23 protein-coding genes and 1 pseudogene are annotated in these 24,687 nt (G+C 35.3%); 14 read left to right on the top strand and 10 right to left on the bottom strand.

Translation table 11 applies throughout. The annotated features are described in order from the left end of the window. Positions 1-2 precede the first annotated feature (2 nt). Together EKL96_RS02080 and EKL96_RS02075 are read left to right on the top strand one after the other, a co-directional pair. Positions 3-992 carry an acyl-ACP desaturase gene (locus EKL96_RS02080; protein WP_126457732.1) on the top strand — a complete coding sequence of 330 codons (990 nt, stop codon included), beginning with the start codon at positions 3-5 and terminating at the stop codon, positions 990-992. Between the two features lie 91 nt (positions 993-1,083). Next, positions 1,084-1,737, top strand: a complete 654-nt coding sequence (locus EKL96_RS02075; protein ID WP_126457731.1) for an HD domain-containing protein — start codon at positions 1,084-1,086, stop codon at positions 1,735-1,737. A gap of 219 nt (positions 1,738-1,956) precedes the next feature. Here the strand turns inward: EKL96_RS02075 and EKL96_RS02070 are convergent, their stop codons facing one another. The 7 genes from EKL96_RS02070 to EKL96_RS02040 all read right to left on the bottom strand — a co-directional run bounded on the left by EKL96_RS02070 (position 1,957) and on the right by EKL96_RS02040 (position 8,703). Then, positions 1,957-2,361 carry a hypothetical protein gene (locus tag EKL96_RS02070; RefSeq protein WP_126457730.1) on the bottom strand — a complete coding sequence of 135 codons (405 nt, stop codon included), beginning with the start codon at positions 2,359-2,361 and terminating at the stop codon, positions 1,957-1,959. A gap of 146 nt (positions 2,362-2,507) precedes the next feature. Further along, entirely contained in the window at positions 2,508-3,290 is a 783-nt protein-coding gene (locus EKL96_RS02065) for an enoyl-CoA hydratase/isomerase family protein (protein ID WP_126457729.1), read from the bottom strand. 10 nt (positions 3,291-3,300) lie between these two features. Next, positions 3,301-4,773: a PAS domain-containing sensor histidine kinase gene (locus tag EKL96_RS02060; RefSeq protein WP_370274107.1), complete on the bottom strand. Its 1,473-nt coding sequence runs from the start codon at positions 4,771-4,773 to the stop codon at positions 3,301-3,303. Positions 4,774-4,775: 2 nt separating this feature from the next. After that, positions 4,776-5,330: a CopD family protein gene (locus EKL96_RS02055; protein ID WP_126457728.1), complete on the bottom strand. Its 555-nt coding sequence runs from the start codon at positions 5,328-5,330 to the stop codon at positions 4,776-4,778. Next, positions 5,317-6,672: an MATE family efflux transporter gene (locus EKL96_RS02050; RefSeq protein WP_126457727.1), complete on the bottom strand. Its 1,356-nt coding sequence runs from the start codon at positions 6,670-6,672 to the stop codon at positions 5,317-5,319. Before EKL96_RS02050 ends, EKL96_RS02055 begins: the two co-directional genes overlap by 14 nt. Further along, a complete protein-coding gene (gene hemH / locus EKL96_RS02045; protein WP_126457726.1) occupies positions 6,673-7,728 on the bottom strand; it encodes a ferrochelatase in 1,056 nt (351 codons plus the stop codon). 99 nt (positions 7,729-7,827) lie between these two features. Then, positions 7,828-8,703 carry a helix-turn-helix domain-containing protein gene (locus tag EKL96_RS02040; protein WP_126457725.1) on the bottom strand — a complete coding sequence of 292 codons (876 nt, stop codon included), beginning with the start codon at positions 8,701-8,703 and terminating at the stop codon, positions 7,828-7,830. Between the two features lie 228 nt (positions 8,704-8,931). Here EKL96_RS02040 and hemA point away from each other — a divergent pair, with 228 nt between their 5' ends. The 12 genes from hemA (at position 8,932) to EKL96_RS01980 (ending at position 21,581) form a co-directional block, all read left to right on the top strand. Further along, complete coding sequence (hemA, locus tag EKL96_RS02035) at positions 8,932-10,188, top strand: glutamyl-tRNA reductase (RefSeq protein ID WP_126452248.1); 1,257 nt, start codon at positions 8,932-8,934, stop codon at positions 10,186-10,188. 71 nt (positions 10,189-10,259) lie between these two features. Continuing rightward, positions 10,260-11,180 (top strand): hydroxymethylbilane synthase, encoded by a 921-nt coding sequence (gene hemC, locus EKL96_RS02030; RefSeq protein ID WP_126457724.1) that lies wholly within the window; start codon positions 10,260-10,262, stop codon positions 11,178-11,180. Then, positions 11,180-11,863 carry a uroporphyrinogen-III synthase gene (locus EKL96_RS02025; protein WP_126457723.1) on the top strand — a complete coding sequence of 228 codons (684 nt, stop codon included), beginning with the start codon at positions 11,180-11,182 and terminating at the stop codon, positions 11,861-11,863. Before hemC ends, EKL96_RS02025 begins: the two co-directional genes overlap by 1 nt. Positions 11,864-11,885: 22 nt before the next feature. Continuing rightward, positions 11,886-12,911: a uroporphyrinogen decarboxylase gene (gene hemE / locus EKL96_RS02020; protein ID WP_126457722.1), complete on the top strand. Its 1,026-nt coding sequence runs from the start codon at positions 11,886-11,888 to the stop codon at positions 12,909-12,911. A 186-nt stretch (positions 12,912-13,097) separates the two neighbouring features. Continuing rightward, entirely contained in the window at positions 13,098-14,000 is a 903-nt protein-coding gene (gene hemF, locus EKL96_RS02015; protein WP_126457721.1) for an oxygen-dependent coproporphyrinogen oxidase, read from the top strand. Positions 14,001-14,080: 80 nt separating this feature from the next. Then, the gene (hemB, locus tag EKL96_RS02010; protein WP_126457720.1) at positions 14,081-15,073 is read left to right on the top strand and encodes a porphobilinogen synthase; all 993 of its coding nucleotides are present in this window, start codon (positions 14,081-14,083) and stop codon (positions 15,071-15,073) included. 2 nt (positions 15,074-15,075) lie between these two features. Continuing rightward, a complete protein-coding gene (locus EKL96_RS02005) occupies positions 15,076-15,585 on the top strand; it encodes a DinB family protein (RefSeq protein ID WP_126457719.1) in 510 nt (169 codons plus the stop codon). A 38-nt stretch (positions 15,586-15,623) separates the two neighbouring features. Next, on the top strand, positions 15,624-16,010 hold the full coding sequence (locus tag EKL96_RS02000) for a c-type cytochrome (protein WP_126457718.1): 387 nt from the start codon (positions 15,624-15,626) through the stop codon (positions 16,008-16,010). Between the two features lie 237 nt (positions 16,011-16,247). Then, positions 16,248-16,718 carry a methylated-DNA--[protein]-cysteine S-methyltransferase gene (locus tag EKL96_RS01995; RefSeq protein ID WP_126457717.1) on the top strand — a complete coding sequence of 157 codons (471 nt, stop codon included), beginning with the start codon at positions 16,248-16,250 and terminating at the stop codon, positions 16,716-16,718. Positions 16,719-16,799: 81 nt separating this feature from the next. Further along, positions 16,800-17,513: a 3'-5' exonuclease gene (locus EKL96_RS01990; RefSeq protein WP_126457716.1), complete on the top strand. Its 714-nt coding sequence runs from the start codon at positions 16,800-16,802 to the stop codon at positions 17,511-17,513. A 123-nt stretch (positions 17,514-17,636) separates the two neighbouring features. After that, positions 17,637-19,076, top strand: a complete 1,440-nt coding sequence (locus tag EKL96_RS01985) for a nucleoside recognition domain-containing protein (protein WP_126457715.1) — start codon at positions 17,637-17,639, stop codon at positions 19,074-19,076. Positions 19,077-19,382: 306 nt separating this feature from the next. Then, on the top strand, positions 19,383-21,581 hold the full coding sequence (locus EKL96_RS01980) for a TonB-dependent receptor plug domain-containing protein (protein WP_158615211.1): 2,199 nt from the start codon (positions 19,383-19,385) through the stop codon (positions 21,579-21,581). A gap of 73 nt (positions 21,582-21,654) precedes the next feature. Here EKL96_RS01980 and EKL96_RS01975 read toward each other — a convergent pair. The 3 genes and pseudogenes from EKL96_RS01975 to EKL96_RS01965 form a co-directional block, all read right to left on the bottom strand. Next, positions 21,655-21,837: pseudogene (locus EKL96_RS01975) on the bottom strand (succinyl-CoA--3-ketoacid-CoA transferase); the annotation flags it as partial. A 2-nt stretch (positions 21,838-21,839) separates the two neighbouring features. Beyond that, positions 21,840-22,082 (bottom strand): hypothetical protein, encoded by a 243-nt coding sequence (locus EKL96_RS01970; protein WP_126457713.1) that lies wholly within the window; start codon positions 22,080-22,082, stop codon positions 21,840-21,842. Position 22,083: 1 nt separating this feature from the next. Further along, positions 22,084-24,570 carry a T9SS type A sorting domain-containing protein gene (locus tag EKL96_RS01965; protein ID WP_126457712.1) on the bottom strand — a complete coding sequence of 829 codons (2,487 nt, stop codon included), beginning with the start codon at positions 24,568-24,570 and terminating at the stop codon, positions 22,084-22,086. Between the last annotated feature and the right edge of the window lie 117 nt (positions 24,571-24,687).

Here is a 24,687-nt window from a genome sequence, read left to right as displayed (position 1 = left end):
TAATGTCAATAAAAAACATTCGATTAGAAGTAATGCAGTTTTTGGAAAAAAACGTAGATAGCTTTGTCGATCAGTATCTGATACCAGTAGAAAAAATATGGCAACCAACGGATTTTTTGCCTAATTCTCAAAGTGATACTTTTTTTGATGAGGTCAAAGAATTGCGTGAAATTGCAAAAGAATTACCCTATGATTTTTGGGTAACTTTAGTAGGTGACACGATTACTGAAGAAGCCTTACCGACCTACGAATCTTGGTTAATGGACGTAGACGGAATAGATAATGTAGAGCGAAACGGTTGGTCCAAATGGATCCGACAATGGACTGGAGAGGAAAATCGTCATGGCGACATGCTCAACAAATATCTGTATTTATCAGGTCGCGTGAATATGCGTGAAGTAGAAATGACTACCCAACACCTCATCAACGATGGTTTTGACATAGGAACTGGAAGAGACCCTTATAAAAACTTTGTTTATACTAGTTTTCAAGAGTTGGCAACCTATGTTTCCCATAACCGAGTAGCGCAAATGGCTAAGAAATATGGGGATAACAAATTGTCTAAAATGTGCAAAATGATTGCGGGTGATGAGATGCGCCACCATCATGCTTACAGTGAGTTTGTAACTCGTATTTTTCAGGTGGATCCTAGCGAAATGATGCTTGCGTTTCAATATATGATGAAAGCAAAAATCGTTATGCCAGCACATTTCTTAAGAGAATCCGGTGAAAAAATAAGTACTGCTTTCGAACAGTTTTCGGATTCGGCACAACGAATCGGGGTGTACACTGCAGCGGATTATGTAGACATTATGCAAAAATTAATTGACAAATGGGAAATTGATAAAATTACAGGCTTAACTGACGAAGCAGAAAAAGCCCGGGATTATTTGATGAAATTACCCGGAAGAATGGCACGAATTTCTGAGCGATTGGTCATTCCGAAAGAATCCCATATTTTCAAATGGGTAGAACCCGCTTTAGTACGATAGCTTTTTGAATGCAAAAATAAAGAATAAAAAAGTTGAATTTTGAAGTTACAGAACTTTGAAATTCAACTTTTTTTTTAAAAGTATATAAAGAATGATAAATGCAGATTTAATTCGAAAAACGATTCTTTTTGTAAAGGAAAAACTAAAAAATGCCGAAGGCGGACACGATTGGTTTCATATTGAAAGAGTGTTTAAAAATTCCGTTTTGATTGCTAGAAAAGAAGCTTGTGATCCCACGGTGGTTCAATTGGGTGCTTTGCTGCATGATATTGCCGATAGTAAGTTTCATGACGGTGACGAAACTGTAGGGCCAAAACTAGCGAGATCATTTTTAGAATCAGAAAATGTTGACGCAGATACCATTGTACATGTGGTCAAGATCATTGAAAACATCTCATACAAAGGCGGTAATTTCGAAAAGAAATTCTCCTCCATAGAACTAGATGTGGTTCAGGATGCGGACCGATTAGATGCGATTGGCGCCATTGGAATTGCCAGAACATTCAATTATGGCGGATTTAAAAACAGAGCGATCTACGACCCTAAAATTGCTCCAAATTTCAACATGACCAAGGAAGAATACAAGAAGAACGATTCTCCAACGCTCAATCATTTTTACGAAAAATTATTGCTGTTGAAAGATAAGATGAATACCGAGGCGGGAAAACAAATTGCACAAGAAAGACACCAGTATATGGAAGGATTTCTAGCGCAGTTTTATGCGGAATGGGAAGGGGAGAAGTAAGTAAACAGTGTTCAGTTTTTAGTATTCAGTTTGTTGACGTCCAAATACTGCAACTTTAATTAAAAAAGATCGATTTCAGTCTTGCTTTACACCCAAGCCATGAACTGATTACTAAATTCTGGTCCCTAACCACTATTTTTAAATTTCAGATATTTTTTGGATTGCTGGTTTTTTAAATCAAAAATCAGTCCCGATAGTTATCGGGATTAATCAAAAATCTTAAATCGAAATCCCTTTTGCTTTCATTTCCAAGATCACATCCGAAGCATTTTTAAAAGTGGGCGCTTGCTCAATAATAGTTCCTACTCTTTTTTTATTGAGTTTAAAAGTGATGTCGTTCTCCGTTGTAAACAGTAAGGCAGTTAAAAATGGATTGTTCATAAAAGGCGCTAATACCATAAAAGCTTCGTCAATTGTATGAAAACTTTCTATTTCTTCGGTTTTGTAACGCGCCGTAACGGAAAGACTGAATAGGTCACTTTCTGACAAAACGGGACGAACGTAGATATTTTTCAGTTCGGTGTCACCAATGGTTTTGGCAAGTGTTAGTTTGGCGTAAGTGCCATTTTGGATGCTTTTTTTTACATTTTCCCAGAAAAGTGCAAATACAGGTTGGAAGGACATTGGTTTAATTTTAGATGGTTATATTCCGAAAGAGGATTGCAAAATTAAGTCTTGTCAAGCAGATAATCTGTTTTTTGAGCAAAGATTATTTTAAAGGAACATCATTTATAAACTAAAAAGAGAACCAACGTGGTTCTCTTTTGTTATTATTTCCCCGTAAACACTGCTTTTCTTTTCTCTAAAAATGCAGCTGTTCCTTCTTTAAAATCTTCGGTTCCAAAACATTTTCCAAAAGCTTTTATTTCGGTTTCATAGCCATTTTTTCCTTCTTTAAAATTAGCATTGACGGCTTTTATGGCTTTGCCAATAGCATACGGAGAATTTTTTATTATTTTATGGGCTACACTCACACAGTAATCTAAAAGTTCAGCTTCAGGGACTACGTGATTCACCAGTCCCGTTCTGTAAGCATCTTGCGCTGTTACCATTCCTGCGGTCATAATCATTTCCATTGCGCGTCCTTTTCCTATCAATTGCGGCAAACGTTGCGTTCCTCCGTAACCCGGAATTACACCCAGCGAAACTTCAGGTAATCCCATTTTTGCATTTTCTGAAGCTACTCTGAAATGACACGCCATGGCTAATTCTAATCCGCCGCCCAATGCAAAACCATTAACGGCTGCGATTACGGGTTTTTTTAAATTTTCTATGAAATCAAATAATTTTTCTTGTCCTTCAGCGGCCAATTGCGTTCCTTCTTCAACTGAAAAAGCAGCAAATTCAGAGATATCCGCTCCCGCCACAAAAGCTTTTTCACCGCTTCCCGTTAAAATAATAACACGAATTTCATCATTTTTCCCTAATGTTTTGAAAGCTTTATTCAAATCAGAAATCGTGGCAACATTCAACGCATTTAGTTTTGTAGCACGATTAATGGTAATCGTTGCAATGTTATTTTCGGTTGCAATTAAAAGATTTTCGTAGTTCATAATTGTATTTTTAGGTGTTAATTATTGGAAGCGAAACCGTAAAAGTAGTTCCTTTTCCATATTCAGTTTCAAAGGTAATCGTTCCTTTATAATTTTCGATAATGTTTTTTATAATTCCAAGACCAAGACCCATTCCGCTGCTTTTAGTGGTAAATTTTGGTTCGAATATACGGTCAATATCTTTGAGTTGAATCCCAATTCCATTATCGGTAACAGTAATTAATACGTTGTTTGCTGCTTTATGGATACGGAGAACTACTGATTTTTTTTCTTGTTGTTCCGGAATAGACTGAATAGCATTTTTAGCCAGGTTCGTGATAATCCGGATCAGTTGGGTACGGTCAATTTTCGAAATAATTTCAGGAGAATCGCTTTGAAATTCAATGTAGTCTTCATTGAAAATGTCCATCGCAAGTTCTACTACGGCAACAACATTCAAGGTTTCGTTTTGCTGTGCCGGCATTGATGCAAAATTTGAAAACGCAGAGGCAACGGCACTCATGGTGTCAATTTGTTGAATTAAAGTTTCGGAGTAATCGTTCATTTTTTGTTTTACATTGGCATCGTTTGGATCAAATTTTCGTTGAAAACTCTGTACTGTTAATCGCATTGGCGTAAGCGGATTTTTGATTTCATGGGCGACCTGTTTGGCCATTTCGCGCCACGCTTCTTCTCGTTCGCTTTGGGCCAGTTTAATGGCGCTTTTCTCCAGTTTGTCCACCATTCCGTTGTAGGCATTGATCAATAAGTTGATTTCCTTACTGTTTGCTTCCAGAACAATTTTTTCATTTTTTTGATTTAAACTCGTTCCACTTAACTTATCTGATATTGTTTTTAATGATTTTGTAATGTAAGAGGAAAGGAAATAAGCGACAGCAAAAGCAATAATAAGCATAAAAGCATACACCTGTCCCAGACGAATTAGGAAACTTTTTAATTCGTTTTCATAATATCCATCATCTTCTACATAAGGTAAGTTCAATATCCCCAGTGGTTTGAATTTATGATCTTTGATTTGGCTGAAAGCGGAACGGTTCTTTTTGCCATCTATAGTTTTAATATCAACGTATCTTTTTTCGATAGAAGAACGAACTAGTTTTAAAATGTATTTTGGAATAGGAGGCGCCACTATATCCACAGAAAAAGACTCTTTAGAAGACTTTAGTAATTTTCCGTCCAGACCATAGATGTTTATTTCCGCATTATGAATGTGGGCTAATTCATGGATTTTATCTTTAAAAATCAAACTTAAATTGGCAGAATTTAAAGGATATGTAGTGGTAGAGAGTACATAATTGATGTGCTCTTTTACAGAATTCTCATTGCGTTCTAAGCGTTCTTGGTGGTACTCTTTGGCTTCGTTTTTAAATTGAATGATGGATATAGAAGCTAATAAAACAGACGCTATTAATATCAACACAATCATCGAAAGGAAGATTCTGATTCGTAACGAGAGCATTGCTATTTTGAAGCTTTTGAACATAATTAAGATTGATTTCTTTCTCTTATTTTTTTATAAAATTTAAACCCAAGCATGATTAAAACAGAAAACAAAATTATTCCTATTACACCATAAATCCAGTTGAAAGCATTTTTTAAAATAACTAAAAAAACGACTGCAAAAAGGATTATTGTCGCACCTTCGTTCCATAAACGCATGAAATTAGAGGTGTAGTTGACTTGATTATTTTGCAATTGCTTGAATATTTGGTGGCATTTTGCATGGTATAAATACAACACAAATACAAAGCCAAGTTTTACATGCATCCAGGGCATTTTTAACCAAGCATTGCCTAAATCAGTAAAAAACAACATCCAAAAAGCAAAAATACTCGCTAAAATAGCAGAAGGCCAAGTGATAATGTACCACATGCGGTAGGTCATTATTTTAAATTGTTTTTGTAAAATTTCTTTTTCAGGCGAGGGTTTATCTGCCGCTTCTATTTGGTAAACAAATAGTCGAACAATATTAAATAGACCTACAAACCATGTGATTACAAAGATGAGGTGCAAAGATTTAAGGTAATTATAGTATTCCATCGTTAGTTTGAATCAATTTTGTATTCATTTCTTTTTTTAGAAAATAGCCAGTTAGTATTGTTGATAAGATATCTGCAATTGGGAATGCAAACCACACTCCAAAAATACCTAAAAAATTTGGTAGAATGAGCACTAAAGGAATCAGGAAAAATCCTTGTTTACTTAACGTCAAAAGCAGTGCTTTTTTTGCCTTTCCTGCAGCTTGAAAATAAGCCGCACCAATGAGGTGTACAGCAATAATTGGCGAAGCCGCAAATACCCAGCGCAACGCTTCCGGAGTTTGGTCAATCACGAGTGGGTCTGTAGTAAAAATAGCAACGATAGGCTTTGCAAAGATTAGAATAACCACAAAAATTAGCGAGGCGAGAAATGCGGCATATTTTATGGATAGTTGCACACTTTCTTTCACTCTTTCATAATTTCCTGCACCGTAATTGAAACCGGCAATTGGCAGAAATCCTTGTGTAATTCCCAGGATAGGAAACAAGGAAAACATCAGCATTCGACTGATAATTCCATAAATAGCAACAGAATGTTCGCCGCCATACGTATATAAAGTATGATTCAGGATGATGGCTAAAATGCTCACAACTCCTTGTCTTGAAAAAGTCACAAAACTCAACTCAGCGATTTCTTTGACAATGGGCATTTTAAATTTAAAATGCTTCATTTTCAGTTGAAGTTCACTTTTGAAAACAAAAAACCAAAGTACAAACAAGAAACAGGTAAAATAGGATATGGCAGTAGCCAAAGCAGCGCCAAACATACCTAAATCTAAGTATTTGATAAAAATAATATCCAATGCAATATTGACAAATGCAGGAATAATCATGGAGACCATCGCAAACTTGGCCTTGCCTTCGGCGCGAATCACGTTGTTTCCCATCATGCAAAGTGCCAAAAACGGAACGCTTATAATTATGGGGATAAAAAATTCTTTTGCGGGTTCCATTATGGCTCCTTTCGCGCCAAAAAGCATTAGCATTTCGTCACTAAAAAAAAGACCAAATACCACAAAAACAGAAGCCAATAAAAAAGTCATCATGATTTGGTTGCCAAATGTTTGAAGTGCTTTTTCCTTGTGACTGGCTCCCAATGCTCTGGAAAGTACAGATCCTCCGCCCACACCAATCGCCATTCCCAGAGAAGAAATCAAAAAGGTGATGGGCAGAACTACGGTTACCGCAGCAATGGCCAAAGAACCAATCCATTGTCCAACAAATATGGTATCAATCAAGATATTAACCGACATGAATAAAATCCCAATAGAAGACGGAACTGCCTGTTTTATCAAGAGTTTTTTAATGTCTTGTGTTCCTAGTTCATCGGCGGTAACAGTCATTTAAGCGTTAATTTTTTCGGAGTCAAGTTTAAGTGATGATGAAGCATTGGACCAGCTTGAAATCCAATTACTTACGGTTTTACACCAGTCGTCACCATCATTTAAACATGGAATTGCTTTGAAATTTTCTCCTCCGTGAGCCTTAAATTCATGATTGGCTTCCATGGCAATTTCTTCCAAAGTTTCCAAGCAATCCGATACAAAAGCAGGCGTTACAACAGCCAGGTTTTTGATTCCTTTCTCGGGCATTTTGTTTACTTCAACGTCTGTATATGGTGTCAACCATTTGTCTCCGGCTAAGCGCGATTGAAAAGTCTGGCTGTATTTTCCTTCTGGAATTCCCAGCAATTTTACAACTTGTTTGGTCGTTTCATAACATTGATGGCGGTAACAAAACTCATGTGCCGGCGACGGGGTGTTGCAGCATGAACCGTCAATTTTACAATGTGATTTTGTGATATCCGTTTTGCGAATATGACGCTCCGGAATTCCATGGTAGGAGAATAATAAATGATCATAGTCAAAACCTTCTAGATGACCTTTAATGGAATCAGCCAAGTTTTTGAGATAATCTGGTTTGTTGTAAAACGCAGGAACTATCGTGAATTTCATACCCGGAAAATACTTTTTACGGTACTCTTCGGCCAGTTCTATTATTGTGGTGGTAGATGCCATTGCATGTTGCGGGTACAAAGGAAAAAACAACACCTCGGTCACGCCTTTATCATGTAACTCTTGTAAGCCGGACAATAAGGATGGATTTCCGTAACGCATTGCTAGGGAAACGGGTACATCAACTAATTTTTGTACTTTTTCGTGCATTCTTTTGGAAATAACCACAAGTGGAGACCCTTCGTCCCACCATATTTTTGCGTAAGCGGCAGCAGATTTTTTAGGTCTTGTTTGCAAAATTATACCACGAACTAATAATGCTCGTAACAAAAACGGAACGTCAATTACGTATTTGTCCATTAAAAATTCATCTAAATACGATTTTACATCCTTTGGAGTTGGACTTTCCGGAGAACCTAAATTAACTAATAATACACCTTTCATGTTATCTTTTTTTGTTGGTACAAAAGTAAATAAACTTACTTTTTTATAAATTGCGATTAACTATTTTTTATTTATTGTTTAATATATGAAATCAATTGTTTATGACATATTTGGATTGATCGACATCAAGTATTTTTTGGGCGTAGTGGCAAATTTTTTCTTAAATGCCGCTATGAAATGGCTTCCGGTGCTGTAGCCAATTTTCAATCCTACTTCGTTTACATTATAGGAGCCGCTATCGAGTAATTTTCGAGCAAAATCCATTTTGTAGTCAAACAGAAAACCATAAACGGTATCGCCATAAATTTGTTTGAAACCCATTTTTAGTTTCTTTAGATTCAGCCCTATTTCATCCGCCAATTCCTGTAATCCGGGTGGTTCAGCCATATTGGCTATGATGATTTCTTTGGCTTTTTTAATTTTCATGACATTGTCCTCATCAATTAGAAACGGACATTGTTCTGCGTTTGGATCTTCAGTTCTATTGAAATACAAACTCAATAATTCGTATCCTTTGCCTTTGTAATACAAGTTTTTTATGGAGGGATGCAAGTTATAATGAAACAATTGCGATAAAACAATCGCCATCGAGGGACTGATATTACCTTCGTTATAATATTTTTTGTCCTTATTATCTGCGCTTAAAAAAGTAATATAATCGGCTTCGGTCGAAAATAAAGCATGGAATTTTTTGATAGAAATAATCACAGAGATTACCCAAGAATTAGGTGCTAACTCCAGATTTAAAGGCAGTTCTTTTTGTGGGTTGTACAGCAACAATGATTTTTCCTCTTTCAGTTCCAAAGCATAATTGCCTTGGTTGAAAATGAATTTCGCTTTTCCTTTGATTCCAAAATGAAACTGAATCAAACCGCTGCCCACTTCCCGTTGCGCATTAAAAGAATCGTTGCTGTCATTCTGAAAGCGAATGAGTGTGAAATCATCCTCAATTTTTATAATTTCCTGAGAACCCATAGCGATATTTTTTTTAAGTAAAAATGATATTCATCAAGTTATTTTATTTAGAACCACTTTAAATAAAGCAATTCAAACAACTTGAATTCATTACAAAAGTAGCCTTTTTTGCAGTATTCTGACCATTTGGAATTAAAAAATCACTGAGCGATACAAAAAGAACTTCTAGCGTTACTTTTATAAATACTATAGTGATAATTTTGCCTCACTTTTAGGAAAAGTGCAAATATGGAAAACAATAACACATCAAAGCATCATTATTTTTACTCCGTAGGATTAAGCTATAAAAAAGCAGATGCTGAGATTAGAGGAAAGTTTAGTTTAGATGCCGCAGCAAAAACGCGGGTATTGGAACAAGCTAAGAATGAAGGAATAGAGAGTTTAATAGTTACTTCTACCTGCAACCGTACAGAGATTTACGGTTATGCGGAACATCCGTTTCAATTGATCAAATTAATCTGCGAGAACAGTCAAGGCTCAGTTGAAGCTTTTCAAAAAGTGGGTTTTGTCTATAAAAATCAAGAAGCCGTCAGCCACATGTTTCGTGTGGGAACGGGTTTAGACAGTCAGATTCTGGGTGATTTTGAAATTATTGCCCAAATAAGAAACTCATTTTCACAATCAAAATCATTGGGCTTAGCCAATGCTTTTATGGAACGATTGGTGAATGCGGTGATTCAAGCCAGTAAAAAAATAAAAACCGATACCGAAATTAGTTCTGGAGCTACTTCGGTTTCTTTTGCTGCGGTTCGTTATATTATTAACAATGTGCAAGACATTGGGAACAAAAATATTCTATTGTTTGGTACTGGAAAAATTGGTAGAAATACGTGTGAAAATTTAGTAAAACACACTAAAAACGAACACATTACACTTATCAATAGAACCAAAGAAAAAGCAGAGAAACTAGCCGGAAAACTGAATCTAATTGTGAAAGATTATTCGGAACTGCATTTGGAACTGCAAAAAGCAGATGTTGTTGTGGTAGCTACCGGCGCACAGAATCCTACTATTGACAAAGCGATTCTGAATTTGAAAAAACCAATATTGATTTTGGATCTATCAATTCCTAAAAATGTAAATGAAAATGTCGAGGAATTAGAAGGTGTTACGCTGATTCACATGGATTATTTGTCGCAATTAACAGATGAAACTTTAGAAAATAGAAAAAAACACATTCCCGCTGCTGAAGCCATCATTGAAGAAATCAAAGAAGAATTTACTACGTGGACCAAAGGCAGAAAATTTGCCCCTACTATCAATGCTTTGAAAGCAAAATTGAATGCGATAAAAACATCCGAATTGGATTTTCAAAGCAAGAAAATTTCAAATTTCAACGAAGAACAAGCAGAGATTATCAGCAACAGAATTATCCAAAAAATAACTACACATTTTGCCAACCATTTGAAAGATGATGATACGATGGTGGATGAAAGCATCGATTGGATTGAGAAAGTTTTCAAAATAGGAGCGACTACAAAATAAAATTTACACCATTAAGGAATTAAATTTCATTAAAATAAACCTTTAATTCCTCTTGGTTTGAAAAAATAAAAATGGCAAACAAAACAATACGCATAGGAACCCGAGACAGTGAACTCGCACTCTGGCAAGCCCATACCGTCGAAAAAAAACTAAATAATTTAGGCTATAAAACCGAAATTATAGCGGTAAAATCGCAAGGAGATATTATCCTTGACAAACCACTTTACGAATTAGGAATCACAGGCATTTTTACTAAAACACTTGATATTGCCATGATCAACGGTCAGGTTGATATTGCAGTGCATTCCATGAAAGATGTTCCTACGGCTTTGCCAATAGGAATTGTACAGGCGGCAGTTTTGGAAAGAGCCAATACGTTAGATATCCTAGTGTACAAAGGAACCCTTGATTTTCGTAATGGAGCAGGAACAATTGCCACAGGCAGTTTGCGTCGTCAGGCACAATGGCTCAATAAATACCCCAACCATAAAGTAGTTGATTTACGTGGAAACGTCAATACGAGAATGCAGAAATTGCAGGAAAGCGATTGGAACGGAGCCGTTTTTGCGGCAGCAGGTTTGGAAAGAATCAACTTGAAACCTTCTAATTATATCGACTTGGATTGGATGATTCCGGCGCCAGCTCAAGGCGCAATGGTGATTGTTGCGATGGCAAAAGATGAATTTTGCAGAGAGGCCGTTTCTGAGTTAAATGATATTGATGCCGAGGTATGTACACACATTGAAAGACAGTTTCTGAAAACACTCGAAGGCGGTTGTACGGCACCAATTGGCGCTTTGGCAGTATTTACAGAAGAGGAAATAGTATTCAAAGGCGTTTTGTTTTCAATTGATGGGAAACAAAAAATCGAAATAGAAAAAACCGTTCCGATGCAGGAATGGAAGAAATTAGGCTTTTATTGTGCCAAAGAAATTTTAGAAAATGGCGGAGCAGAATTGATGACAGCAATTAAAATTAATTTGAAGAAATAATGAGCCAAACAAGCATTTTATCCACCAAAACATTATCGGCAGAACAAAGGCAAGTATTTATTGATGCTAATTTTGATCTTTTGGAACAAGATTTCATCGAAATAAAAAACAACCTTTTCGAACTCAGTACCATCAACAACAACTTAATTTTTAGCAGCCAAAATGCGGTTTTAAGTTTGATAGAACAAAACGGTTGGGAAGTTTTAAAGACGAAACCTGTTTTTTGTGTAGGTATTAAAACCAAAGAATTACTGGAATTGCATGGCTTTACAGTCGATGTTTATTTAGATTATGCCTCTGAATTAGCTGAAATAATCACTTTAATTTACAATAAAGAAAGCTATACTTTTTTGAGCGGAAATTTGCGTAAAGAAACGTTGCCTGAAGCATTAAAAAGTGCCGGAATAATTTTTAATGAAATCGAAGTGTATCAAACAACACTAGCGCCTTTTAAAATATCAGACCAAGAAAATTTTGACGGAATTCTGTTTTTTAGCCCATCTGCCGTTGAAAGTTATTTGACAAATAATAAAATCAAGAATGAAGTTTGTTTTTGCGTAGGCACTACTACAGCAGCAGCATTAGAAACAAAGAAAATTAAAAACATAGTAATTCCCGAAACACCAACTATCGAAGCCGTGATTTTGGAAGTTATTGAATATTATACACCGGAAAGCATCTAGCAATCCGCTAAAATTTAAATACATGATCAAAAACGACCTATTTTTAAGAGCACTAAAAGGAGAAACAGTACAACGTCCGCCAGTTTGGATGATGCGTCAAGCCGGACGGTTTTTGCCGGAATTTATCGCATTGCGTGATAAATATGATTTTTTTACCCGTTGTCAGACTCCGGAATTAGCAGCCGAAATAACGATGATGCCGATTCACAGAATTGCTCCGGATGCTGCCATTTTGTTTTCAGATATCTTGGTAATTCCACAAGCCATGGGAATTGAAGTGTTGATGAAAGAAAATTTCGGGCCGTTTTTACCAAATCCAATTCGTACGATTCAAGATGTGGAGAAAGTAATTGTTCCAGATGTACATGAAACATTAGGGTACGTTTTTGATGCTATTAAATTGACCAAAGAAATGTTGAATGATGAGGTGCCATTAATTGGTTTTGCAGGTTCACCTTGGACAATTATGTGTTACGCGGTGGAAGGGAAAGGTTCTAAAAGCTTTGATATGGCCAAAGGATTTTGTTTCGAACATCCAGAAGCTGCTCATGTTTTATTGCAAAAAATCACTGATACCACGATCTTATATTTGAAAGAAAAAGTGAAATCAGGAGTGGATGCTGTTCAAATTTTTGACTCTTGGGGCGGAATGTTATCTCCAGTTGATTATCAGGAATTCTCTTGGAAATATATCAATCAAATCATTGAAGCTTTGGCTGATGATGCACCGGTTATCGTTTTCGGAAAAGGATGTTGGTTTGCATTGAATGAAATGGGAAAAAGTAGGGCTTCGGCACTTGGTGTAGATTGGACGTGTTCTCCAAGAAATGCAAGATACTTGTCTGGCGGAAACATCACATTACAAGGAAATTTTGATCCTTCCAGATTGTTATCTCCAATTCCGGTGATCAAGAAAATGGTACATGAAATGATTGACGAATTCGGAAAAGACAAATACATCGTGAATTTAGGTCACGGAATTTTACCAAATATTCCTGTGGATCACGCAAAAGCGTTTATTGATGCGGTGAAGGAGTACGGGAAATAGTATACAGTAATTAGTGTTCAGTTTGCAGTCTTTACTACAAGGTTTTTTGGAAGATAAAGTGTACACCTGGGTATTATTGGGAATTAATTTAGATACTTTTAGTCGCTTTTTAGTCACTTTTTTTAAAGCATTATTATTTAGTGGTTTAAAAAAACTAAAAAATAATTTAAACACTTTTAACTTAAAATGAAACAACAATTTTACACCTACATACAAAACCTTCAAGACCAAATCTGTAAAGGATTAGAAGCGGTTGAAGGTCAAGCCAAATTCCGTGAAGACCTTTGGGAACGGCCGGAAGGAGGAGGAGGAAGAACCCGCGTGATCGAAAACGGCAAAGTTTTCGAAAAAGGTGGTGTTAATATCTCAGCCGTTCATGGGAAATTACCAGAAGCCATGCAAAAAATGTTTAATGTGGGCGAAGCTGATTTTTTTGCCTGTGGATTAAGTTTGGTAATGCATCCAAAAAATCCAATGGTTCCTACGGTTCATGCCAACTGGCGCTATTTCGAAATGTACGATGATAACGGAAATGTAATTCAGCAATGGTTTGGTGGCGGACAAGATTTAACACCCTATTATCTGTTTGAAGAAGATGCAATTCATTTTCATCAAACCTGTAAAACTGCTTGCGACAAACACAATCCGGAGTTTTATCCAAAATATAAGAAACAATGTGATGCCTATTTCTGGAATGCGCATCGCAATGAAGCGCGGGGAATTGGCGGATTGTTTTTCGATTATTGCAAAGAAACACCAGAGCGGAGTATGAAAGATTGGTTCAATTACGTTTCAGAAGTCGGCAATAGTTTCCTTGACGCATACGTTCCAATTGTGGAAAAAAGAAAAGATTTACCCTATACGCCAGAACAAAGAACGTGGCAGGAAATACGCCGCGGTCGTTATGTCGAATTTAATTTGGTTCATGACAAAGGCACTTTATTTGGACTAAAAACCAACGGAAGAATCGAAAGTATCCTGATGAGTTTGCCACCAAATGTACAATGGGTGTACGACCATCATGCAGCAGCAGGAAGCGAAGAAGAGAAATTAGTTCACGTATTAGAAAACCCAAGAGATTGGCTTTAGATTTATTTTAAATTCTGAATTTTAAATTTTAAATGGGTTTAACTTTAAACTTTTAAACCTGAAACTTTAAACGAAAATATATGTTCCCATTACACAGAGGCAGAAGATTAAGAACAAACGAATCCATAAGGAGTTTAGTTCGTGAAACGAGTTTAAGTCCATCGGATTTTATGTTTCCTATGTTTATAGCTGAAGGCGAAAATGTACAAGTAGAAATTTCTTCCATGCCGGGTATATTCCGTCGTTCGATAGATTTAACTGTAGAAGAAGTCAAAGAAATATTTGCATTGGGCATTCGTGCAGTAAATATTTATGTAAAAGTAAGTGAAAATTTAAAAGACAATACGGGACTGGAAGCGTGGAATCCAAACGGATTGATGCAAAATGCCATACGTGCCATCAAAGCTGCTTGTCCGGAAATGATTGTAATGCCTGATGTGGCTTTGGATCCTTATTCTATTTATGGACATGACGGAATCATTGCAAATGGAGATGTAGCAAATGATGCAACGAACGCAGCCTTGGTAAAAATGGCTGTTTCTCATGCGCAAGCGGGAGCCGATTTTGTAGCGCCATCAGACATGATGGACGGACGTGTATTGCGTTTGCGCGAGGGTCTGGATACTGCCGGTTTTCATAACGTAGGTATTATGAGTTATTCGGCAAAATACGCATCTGCTTTTTACGGGCCGTTCCGTGACGCGTTAGACAGTGCTCCTGTTGACGCCACTGAAATTCCAAAAGATAAAAAAACATACCAAATGGATTATGCCAATCGCATAGAAGCTATCAAAGAAGCGTTATGGGACGTTGAAGAAGGCGCTGATATGGTCATGGTAAAACCTGGAATTGCCTATTTAGACATTGTTCGCGAAGTTAAAAATGCGGTAAATGTGCCGGTAACAGTCTACCACGTTTCGGGTGAATATGCAATGATCAAAGCCGCTGCCGAAAGAGGTTGGCTCGATCACGATAAAATTATGATGGAGCAATTAATGTGTATCAAACGAGCGGGAGCCAGTTTGATTTCGACCTATTTTGCGAAAGAGGCTGCAATACTCCTTAACAAATAGAAATGAAAAAATGTTTAATAATAGTGGTTTTATTGCTTTCCAATAGCATTTTTGCACAAGCGGAAGTAGTTTCTACTTTCATAGAGAAATGGGATAATTCCAAAGATTATTTAGTGGCCGTTGCAGAAGCTATGCCGGAAGATAAATATGATTATAAACCCGCTGAACGTGAAATGTCCTTTAAAGAACAATTATTTCACATACAAGATAACATGAATTGGTTGGGCACAACTTATTTTTCGGAAGAGAAATATGTGAAAAAGGAAGCCGCAAAAGGGCTTTCAAAAGCACAAATAATCCAAGAGATAAAAACCTCTTTTGATGCAGCAAAAAGAGTTGTCCAAAAAACCAATGATGCTGAATTATCCCAAAAAGTTACTTTTTTTGCGGGTCAAAAATCAAAATTGCAAATACTTAATTTGATGCAAGACCATGTCACCCATCACAGAGCACAAATTTTAGTATATTTGAATCTGAATCAAATTCAGCCACCCAAGTATATTGGATGGTAATTCTAGCCACTGAGCCACCTATAATTAAAGAAATTAACATGAGAAAGACATTGTTTTTATTTGCCGTTTTAGCCTTAGCTTCTTGTAAAAAAGAAGAAGCCAAAAAAGAACCTTTATACCCAACTACTACCGAAGAAATTGCTCAAACACCAGAGCAATTGGGAGAAGAAATTTTCAAAGGGAAAGGAAATTGTGTGGCCTGCCATCAGGTTGACAAAAAGGTGATAGGGCCTAGCCTGCAGGATATTGCTAAGATTTATAAAGATAAAAACGCAAGTATCGTAACGTTTTTGAAAGGCGAAGGCGAGCCTATTGTTGATCCTAGCCAGTATGAAGTGATGAAAACAAACTTCGTGGTTACCAAAGCCATGTCTGATGACGAATTGAAAGCCTTGGAAGCATACGTATATTCCAATTTGAAATAATCCTGGCGTTTTTCAGGAGCTACTCCCGCTATCCGCTGTATTCCCGATAAATAAAAACTACGGATAAAAAGCCTTGTTTTTCTAAATCGCGAGATGCCGCTGCTATCGGGGCTAAAATACAAGAACCATTCGTCTCTGCGAATGGTTTTTTTATGCTCAAAACACTTTAAGTGCATTTATTTCTGAACTTTATTACTTCTTTAGGAACAATGTGGGTATTTTTTTTATCTTTAAAATATGGAAACCGCATACATCAAAACGCCATTGGGAATTGCCAAAATCATAGGCGATGAAAGTGGAATATCACGAATTTCAGTCACCGAAGAAGGGTTGTGTTCAAATACAATTCAGGCTGTTTTACAACAAGCCGTTGTACAACTCAACGAATATTTTGAAGGCAAGAGAACCGATTTCGATTTTAAATTAAATCCAAAAGGGACTGAATTCCAACAAAAAGTCTGGAAATCTTTACTGGACATTCCTTATGGGAAAACGAGAACATATCTCGAACAATCCAAAATTTTGGGTGATGTCAAAGCCATTAGAGCCGTTGCATCTGCTAACGGGAAAAATCCACTTTGGATAGTCGTGCCCTGTCACAGAGTCATTGGAACAGATGGTTCACTAACAGGATATGCAGGCGGATTATGGCGAAAAAAATGGTTATTGGAACATGAGAATCCAACGACGCAACAAAGTTTGTTTTAGTTGTTGATGAATAAATTTGGTATATTCGTTTAAGAAAATCTGAATAAATCTGTAAAATCCACGTAAGCTGCGTGCCATCAAATGATAGAAAAAATAAACCTCAATAACATTCTGTTTCTGGACATCGAAACCGTTCCGGAAGCCGAAGATTTCAATGCATTAGATTCTGAAATGCAAGATCTTTGGGAACATAAAACCCAATACCAGCGTAAAGACGAATATACTCCCGAGGATTTCTACGATCGTGCGGGAATTTGGGCCGAGTTTGGGAAAATCGTTTGTATCTCCGTGGGTTATTTTACTATCAAAGGCGATATTCGGAATTTTAGGGTGACTTCTTTTTTTGGTGAAGAAAAGAAACTATTGTTAGATTTTAATACTTTGCTGAATACTCATTTCAACCAGCCGCAACATGTTTTGTGTGGGCACAATGCCAAGGAATTCGATATTCCGTTCCTTGCCCGACGCATGATTATCAACCAAATCGCCATTCCAAACAAACTGAATTTATTTGGAAAAAAACCATGGGAAATCCCCCATTTGGATACCTTGGAATTATGGAAATTCGGGGATTACAAGCATTTTACTTCTTTGAAATTAATGTGTAAAGTCCTTGGAATACCTTCGCCAAAAGGCGATATCGACGGTAGCCAGGTAGGACATGTATTTTATGTAGACAAAGATATTGATCGTATTGTAACCTATTGTGAGAAAGACACGATCGCCGTGGCGCAGATTTTCTTGAGATTAAGACGGGAAGAATTATTGATTGAGGACGAAATAATTCATGTGTGATAATTTACCGCCAATTCGCAAATTGGATATTTTGCGAATCGAAATGTTTATTCCTGGTTTATTTTTATTAGCGAATTTGCGGTTAAACTTTTTAAATTTTTACATTTACAAAAATTATAGATTATGGTATTGAGTAGATTTTGGTTAGTCATTTTTATTTCAGCAATTGTATTTGTAGTGTTTAGTTTGTTTTCGGGAGACAGTTATACTATTGACCACGTTTTGAACGGAAAGAAAGATGATCCAATTCTGGTTTCGGAGAAATTTGCCGAAGAACTTCCTGCCTTTATTAAAGACAGCATCAAAAAAGCACCCGAACAAACCATGATAATTAATCGTGATACGCTAAATGCGGATACGACTTATGTTTATAAAAACAAAACCGTAAAAATATACAGTGGCGTTCAAAAATCAGATGGTTTACTGCCAACGTGCAAAAGTACTTTGCTTGATTTAGTCCTTCCGTTGATGGCTTACTTGGCCTTTTTCTGTGGATTAATGGAGCTTTTAATCATTTCCGGAGCTTCTGGAAAGTTAGCGAAAGCATTGAGTCCAGTTTTTGTAAAAGTGTTTCCTAGTATTCCTAAAAATCATCCTTCCATTTCCTATATGACCTTAAATTTTGCTGCTAATTTCTTAGGATTAGATTCTGCTGCAACTCCTTTTGGTCTTAAAGCCATGGAGAGCTTGCAAGAAATAAATCCTGATAAAGACAAGGCCAGTGATGCACAAATTATGTTTATGTGTTTGCATGCTTCGGGTCTTACTTTGATTGCAACCTCTATTATAGGGTATCGTGCTGCGGCTAATGCCAGCAATCCGGCGGATGTGATGTTACCTTGTATTATCACTTCTTTTATAGGAACTATTGCAGCATTTCTAATTGTTGGAGTGAAGCAAAAAATCAATTTCAAAAGTGCTTCTCTAGTGATTGTATTGATGGTTTTAATAGCTGCAATTGTTGGTTTGTTGATGTATGTAAACCATTTAGATTTAATCGGGAAAAACTATTTTACGGCTAATCTTTCTGCTTTAATATTAATTGGAATTATTGCTTTTACCCTGATTTTCTCCTTTATAAATGAGAAGAAGTTTACGGTCGCAAGTACTACAGTTTTTGATTCTTTTGTAGTAGGAGCAAACAATGGTGTGAAAACTGGAGTAACTATTTTTCCTTATGTATTGGGAATGTTGGTTGCCATTTCTTTATTTAGAAACAGTGGTTTATTTGAAATTATTAGCAATTGGATCGCTTTTATTTTCTCAAATATGGGTGTTAGCAAGCAAATCACGGATGCCTTACCAGTTGCGTTGCTTCGTCCCTTTAGTTCTGCAGGATCAAGAGGATTTTTGATTGACTCAATGAATACTTTTGGTGCTGATTCCTTAACGGCAAGATTGAGTAGTATTTTTCAATGTAGTGCCGAAAGTACTTTCTATGTGATAGCCGTTTATTTTGGTTCCGTAAATATTAAAAATACGCGTTATGCATTAGGAACGATGCTTATAGTCGATTTGATTTGTGTGATTACGGCTATTTTTGTGGCGACTTGGTTTTTCTAAAAGCTGAATTAAAAGCTGAATTTCCCTGTAAAAATCAAAAACAACTGATTATTTGAGATTTTTGTTTTGAGATTGAAATTACGACAAATGCTATTTTAAAAGTAAGTAAAAACGAATCTTTCTCTTTAATCACCTCTTACAAAAAAACAAAGTGAATTTTGGTTTTAAAATTGATTTTAAAATTGATATAATTAAAAATCATAATACTCAATTTAATTTAAAAACTAGATCCTTTATCTATTCACTATTAGATACTCCATGTTTTTTTTTGAAGTATCTATTTTAAACAAAATTAATTACACAAACATGAAAATAATAATAATCGTAATGGTTTGTATTTACTCTTTGTCGGGATTTTCCCAAACTAAAAAAGACATTATAAATTCAATAGGATTAGATGAAGTAGTTGTAAGTACACAACGATTTGCAAAACCAAAAAGAAAAATTACGCAACAAATTGAAAGTATTTCTAAAAAAGAAATCGAGTTTAATAACTTCCAGTCCAGTGCCGATGTGTTAGGGAATTCGGGGACTTTAGCAGTTCAAAAATCGCAACAGGGCGGCGGAAGCCCTGTTATTAGGGGTTTTGAATCCAGTAGAATTTTATTACTCGTTGATGGAATCCGAATGAATAACTTAATTTACAGAGCTGGACATTTGCAAAACATAATTACTGTTGATAAAAATATGCTTGAAAATGTAGACGTGCTTTTTGGACCATCATCTACTATTCACGGAAGTGATGCGCTTGGCGGAGCCATTTATTTACAAACTAAAATTGCAAAATTGCTTTCCGATACGGAAAACCAAAAGGTTAGCGGAACTGCTTTAACAAATTATAACTCTGCAAACCAAGGAAAATCAGGTCATTTAGATTTCAACTTTGCGAGTCAAAAATGGGGTTACTTAACTTCATTCTCCTATAATGATTATGGGGATTTAAAAATGGGAAAACATAAAAATGGTAGCAATGATTTTTTTGGAGAAAGACCTTTTTATGTGGTAACCAAAGATGGTATTGACATTAAAGTTACTAATGATGATAAATATGTGCAAAAATTTTCTGGATATAAACAATATGATTTTATGCAAAAAATTATTTTTCAGCAGAATATCAGCACACGACATAGTATAAATTTACAATTTTCTACCACATCAAACATTCCCAGATATGACAGGCTAACTGATTTGAGTTCAAACGGAAAATTTAAATCTGCAGTTTGGAATTATGGTCCACAAAAAAGGTTAATTTCTTCTTATAAATTAGACAAAAAGAAGGTATTCTTAAACAGTGATATGAATTTGGTTGCCAGTTATCAAAACATCGAAGAAAGTAGAATTACCCGTAATTTCGGCAATCCAACGCAAAGTTCAAGGATTGAAAAAGTTTCGATATTTGCCATCAATTCTGATTTTAAAACAAAAATAGGTAATGGTGATTTTATTTATGGCGCCGATGTTTATTATGATAATTTAAATTCTTTAGGAAATAAAAAAAATATTTTAACTAATGCTGAAAGCATTACTGATTCGCGTTATCCAGATGGAAAAAACAATACTTTTAGAGCCGAAGGTTTTGCATCCTACAGCAATGACATTAACAAAACAGCCTCGTGTAATGTAAGTGCTAGGGCTGGTTACACGACTTTGAATAGCGAAATTTTAACCAATTTTCTGAATTTACCTTATACTAGCGTATCACAAAAAAACTTTACCTATAGCGGTGCCGTTGGAATTGTAAATAATGCCAGCGAAAACACAAAAATAGGTTTTAATTTAGCTTCTGCATTTCGAGTTGCAAACATTGATGATTTAGCAAAAATATTCGAATCGGCAACAGGAACTTTAATTGTACCAAACAAAGATTTGAGGCCTGAAAAATCAGTAACGGCTGATTTGAGCATTACTTTTTGGGAAGGTAAGCGTTTTCAGTTTGAAAATATTTTTTATTACACAAGACTGTATGATGCAATAATAACGGGTTCTTTTACGTTAAACGGACAATCTTCGATTGTTTATGAAGGAAAAAACAGTCTCATTCTTGCCAATCAAAATCAAGGAAAAGGAAATATTAGCGGAATTTCCTCTACCTTAAGAAGTTATATCACAAAATCATTCTTGTTTTATGGCGTTTTCAATTTTACTCACGGTAGAGTCCAAAATGCGGGGGGTAATTTTCCTTTAGACCATGTTGCTCCATTTTATGGAAAAACAGGTTTTAAATATGAAAGTAAACTAGTAAATTTGGATTTATATATGTTGTATAATGGAAAAAAAGAGTTGAGCAATTACTCGCCTAGTGGAGAAGATAATTTGCAATATGCTCCAAAAAATGGAATGCCTTCTTGGGAAACCTATAATTTGAAAGGATCATTATCTTTAACGGAACAGTTCACTGTTTATTCCGGTATTGAAAATATTTTAGATATACAATACAGGACTTTTGCCTCTGGAATTAATGCTAGCGGAAGGAGTATTTACCTTGGAGGGAAATACAATTTTTAGAACCTAAATCACTAAATACAAAAAGCCCTAAATTTCATTAAATTGTGGTTTTTTTGTGTTTTTAAGACTCGGGCTACTCAATAACCATCTCCGGAATATCACCTTCAATAATTAAATCAGCTTCCGTAGAAGCGATGATATGTTCTACAGTTACACCCGGTGCGCGTTCCAAGAGTTTGAAACCTTGAGGGGTTACTTCTAAAACGGCTAATTCAGTTACTATTTTTTTAACACAGCCAACACCTGTTATCAGAAGATTTATTTATCAATCATTAATTTTGAAAAAGCTTCAAATAAATGATACACATCTTTTTCATTATTTATAGGATATTCAGCTCCTTGATGAAGTGATTTGCCTTTTCCGGTGTAAGCTTGTATCCTTATGACATCTGCATTAGGCCAATCTTTTAAATTACTTCTGTTTTTTTGTTCAATGTAAGAAATTCTTATATTTCCAACATCAACATAACTAGCGCCCTTTGAATCTTTTAAAATTTCCATTTTATTTCTTTAAGATTTTATAATTAAAACTGTTTTCATCATCTTTTAATTTAAGAATATATATGCCTTTTTCTAAATTTATCATATTTATTTCGTTTGAAAAAGTTGTTCCGGATAAAACTTTTTTACCTTGTAAATTAAACATTTCATACTTGTAATTTGAATTGTCTAAAGTTTGTAAATGCAAGATGTCTTTGACAGGATTAGGATATATTATTACTTTTTGCAAATCAAAGTTTTTAAAACCTAAAGTGTTATTTGTAAAAAGCCTTATTAGACCAACAGAACTTTTGTTATTGTATGAATCGAAAGCACCTCCAACTAATAAATTGCCATCAGATTGTAAAGCAAGCACATAAACATAATTATTAAATCCAATACCAGAATTAAATCCTGTATCGCGAGTTCCATCTGTATTAAGGCGAGTTATATAATTTTGTTTTATTACATCATAATTATAAGTAGTAAAATAACCCCCAATGATTATTTTTCCATCAGGTTGCAACGCAAATGAACTAACGTAAGCATCTGGTCCGTTCCCAATATTAAAAGAAGTATCTTTAGTCCCATCAGTATTTAAGCGAATAAGATGGTTTTGATTTAAATTGTTATAGAATGTAAAAAGACCACCCACAAGAATTTTTCCATCATTTTGTAATACCAAAGTTAAAACTCTTAACCAAAAACCTGTACCTATATTGAAGGATGTATCTAGTGAACCATTAGAATTTAAGCGTGTTATGTGGTTTTGTGTGTTTCCATTGTATGAAGTAAATTCTCCTCCTGCAAGAATTTTTCCGTTCGATTGTATTGCTATAGTATTTACATAAGCATTAAATCCTGTTCCACTATTAAAAGTAGTATCTATTGAACCATTAGTGAGTAAACGAATTAAATAGTTTTTAGCAGAACCATTATACAAAGTGAAATAACCTCCTATTAAAATTTTTCCATCAGATTGGACGGCAATTGATGTTACTCGGTCATTAAATCCAGAACCTATATTAAAAGATGCGTCAACACTACCATCTGTATTAAGACGGATTATATGATTTTGTATTGTTCCATTATAGGAAGTGAAATTCCCTCCAACTAATATCTTTCCATCTGATTGTAAAAAAAGGATATTTACGGGAGCATTAAATCCAATTCCACTATTAAAAGTCAAATCAATTGCCCCATCGGGATTAAGACGACTAATGCGATTTTGCAACAGACCTTTATAAGAAGTAAAATAACCTCCAAGAATTGCTTTGCCATCTGATTGCGATACAATTGTATTAATAGCACCAGTGCTGTTAAATCCTATAGCTCCGTTGAAAATCAAATCATTTGAACCATCAATGTTAATACAAGTAATGCCTGCCTGTGTTGGTATTTGTTTATATTTAATGAATGTGCCTCCAACAATTATTTTTCCGTTTGATTGTAAAGCTATTGAACGGACAATACTTGTAAAACCACCATTATCAAAACCATTCCCTATATTAAAATTAGTGTCGAGATTACCATCCGGCAAGAGCCTGCTAATTCGATTTTGAGCGGTGTTATTATATATTGTAAAACTACCACCAACGATTATCTTACCATCAGTTTGTAAAGTCATAGAGTTTACATCTGAATCAAACCCTTGAACACTATTGAATGTTGTGTCATAATTGCCATCACCATTGAGTCGAGTAATATAATTTTGAGAAATGCCATTATATGATCTAAAACTTCCGCCTATCAATAATTTACCATTGTGTTGTAAAGCGAGAGTTAAAACATCATTGCTAAAACCTGAACCAATATTAAAAACAGCATCACGACTCCCGTCATTATTTAGGCGAATAAGGTGATTTGCAGTCGAACCGAAATATGATGTAAAACTTCCTCCTACAACAATTTTTCCGTCAGTTTGTATTGACAAAGCTTTAACAGCACCATTAAATCTATTACTCACCAAAAAACTAGTGTCTAAAGCACCATTAGGATTTAGCCTAGTTATATAATTTTGAATTGTTCCATTGTATGTTGTAAACCTACCTCCAGCCAATATTTTACCATCGGATTGCCTTGTTAAAGTTAGCACTTCATTAGAAAATCCAGTTCCTGTGACAAAAGAAGTATCTCGACTTCCATCAACATTAAGCCGAGTAATATAGTTTTGAGATGCACCATTATAGGATGTAAAATTGCCTCCAACCAATATTTTTCCATCAGATTGAACAAATATGGCGTTTACATAATTATTGAAGCCAGTACCTATATTAAAAGATGCGTCTAGGGTGCCATCAATATTTAAGCGAATAATATAATTTTGTGCATTGCCAATATAAGTAGTAAATTTACCTCCTACCAATATTTTACCATCGGATTGTATTGCTGTTGTTTGAGAATCTAAATTTCCTTGAATACCATAAAGATGTTCTATATCACCAGAGTTTTGTGAATAGCTAGTAAAAGATAAAATAGTAACTAGTAAAAAAAACAATCTTTTTCTCATGAAATTTAATATTTATATTCTTTCAAAAGTAAATTTTAAGAATTCATAATTTTTAATATTTTTTTCTATTATTGAACTATTTTTTCTAATTTTGAACTAATTAATCTATTAATAATA

The organism is Flavobacterium sp. LS1R10, assembly GCF_003968825.1.
GTDB lineage: Bacteria > Bacteroidota > Bacteroidia > Flavobacteriales > Flavobacteriaceae > Flavobacterium.
The sequence above is the reverse complement of the archived record's forward strand: the minus strand, read 5'-3'. Positions and strand labels throughout refer to the sequence as shown.

Bases quoted from the DNA above. Each gene is read 5' to 3' on its own strand.
- EKL96_RS02080 (WP_126457732.1), top strand. From the start codon at position 3: ATGTCAATAAAAAACATTCGATTAGAAGTAATGCAGTTTTTGGAAAAA.
- EKL96_RS02075 (WP_126457731.1), top strand. From the start codon at position 1,084: ATGATAAATGCAGATTTAATTCGAAAAACGATTCTTTTTGTAAAGGAA.
- EKL96_RS02070 (WP_126457730.1), bottom strand. From the start codon at position 2,361: ATGTCCTTCCAACCTGTATTTGCACTTTTCTGGGAAAATGTAAAAAAA.
- EKL96_RS02065 (WP_126457729.1), bottom strand. From the start codon at position 3,290: ATGAACTACGAAAATCTTTTAATTGCAACCGAAAATAACATTGCAACG.
- EKL96_RS02060 (WP_370274107.1), bottom strand. From the start codon at position 4,773: ATGTTCAAAAGCTTCAAAATAGCAATGCTCTCGTTACGAATCAGAATC.
- EKL96_RS02055 (WP_126457728.1), bottom strand. From the start codon at position 5,330: ATGGAATACTATAATTACCTTAAATCTTTGCACCTCATCTTTGTAATC.
- EKL96_RS02050 (WP_126457727.1), bottom strand. From the start codon at position 6,672: ATGACTGTTACCGCCGATGAACTAGGAACACAAGACATTAAAAAACTC.
- hemH (WP_126457726.1), bottom strand. From the start codon at position 7,728: ATGAAAGGTGTATTATTAGTTAATTTAGGTTCTCCGGAAAGTCCAACT.
- EKL96_RS02040 (WP_126457725.1), bottom strand. From the start codon at position 8,703: ATGGGTTCTCAGGAAATTATAAAAATTGAGGATGATTTCACACTCATT.
- hemA (WP_126452248.1), top strand. From the start codon at position 8,932: ATGGAAAACAATAACACATCAAAGCATCATTATTTTTACTCCGTAGGA.
- hemC (WP_126457724.1), top strand. From the start codon at position 10,260: ATGGCAAACAAAACAATACGCATAGGAACCCGAGACAGTGAACTCGCA.
- EKL96_RS02025 (WP_126457723.1), top strand. From the start codon at position 11,180: ATGAGCCAAACAAGCATTTTATCCACCAAAACATTATCGGCAGAACAA.
- hemE (WP_126457722.1), top strand. From the start codon at position 11,886: ATGATCAAAAACGACCTATTTTTAAGAGCACTAAAAGGAGAAACAGTA.
- hemF (WP_126457721.1), top strand. From the start codon at position 13,098: ATGAAACAACAATTTTACACCTACATACAAAACCTTCAAGACCAAATC.
- hemB (WP_126457720.1), top strand. From the start codon at position 14,081: ATGTTCCCATTACACAGAGGCAGAAGATTAAGAACAAACGAATCCATA.
- EKL96_RS02005 (WP_126457719.1), top strand. From the start codon at position 15,076: ATGAAAAAATGTTTAATAATAGTGGTTTTATTGCTTTCCAATAGCATT.
- EKL96_RS02000 (WP_126457718.1), top strand. From the start codon at position 15,624: ATGAGAAAGACATTGTTTTTATTTGCCGTTTTAGCCTTAGCTTCTTGT.
- EKL96_RS01995 (WP_126457717.1), top strand. From the start codon at position 16,248: ATGGAAACCGCATACATCAAAACGCCATTGGGAATTGCCAAAATCATA.
- EKL96_RS01990 (WP_126457716.1), top strand. From the start codon at position 16,800: ATGATAGAAAAAATAAACCTCAATAACATTCTGTTTCTGGACATCGAA.
- EKL96_RS01985 (WP_126457715.1), top strand. From the start codon at position 17,637: ATGGTATTGAGTAGATTTTGGTTAGTCATTTTTATTTCAGCAATTGTA.
- EKL96_RS01980 (WP_158615211.1), top strand. From the start codon at position 19,383: ATGAAAATAATAATAATCGTAATGGTTTGTATTTACTCTTTGTCGGGA.
- EKL96_RS01970 (WP_126457713.1), bottom strand. From the start codon at position 22,082: ATGGAAATTTTAAAAGATTCAAAGGGCGCTAGTTATGTTGATGTTGGA.
- EKL96_RS01965 (WP_126457712.1), bottom strand. From the start codon at position 24,570: ATGAGAAAAAGATTGTTTTTTTTACTAGTTACTATTTTATCTTTTACT.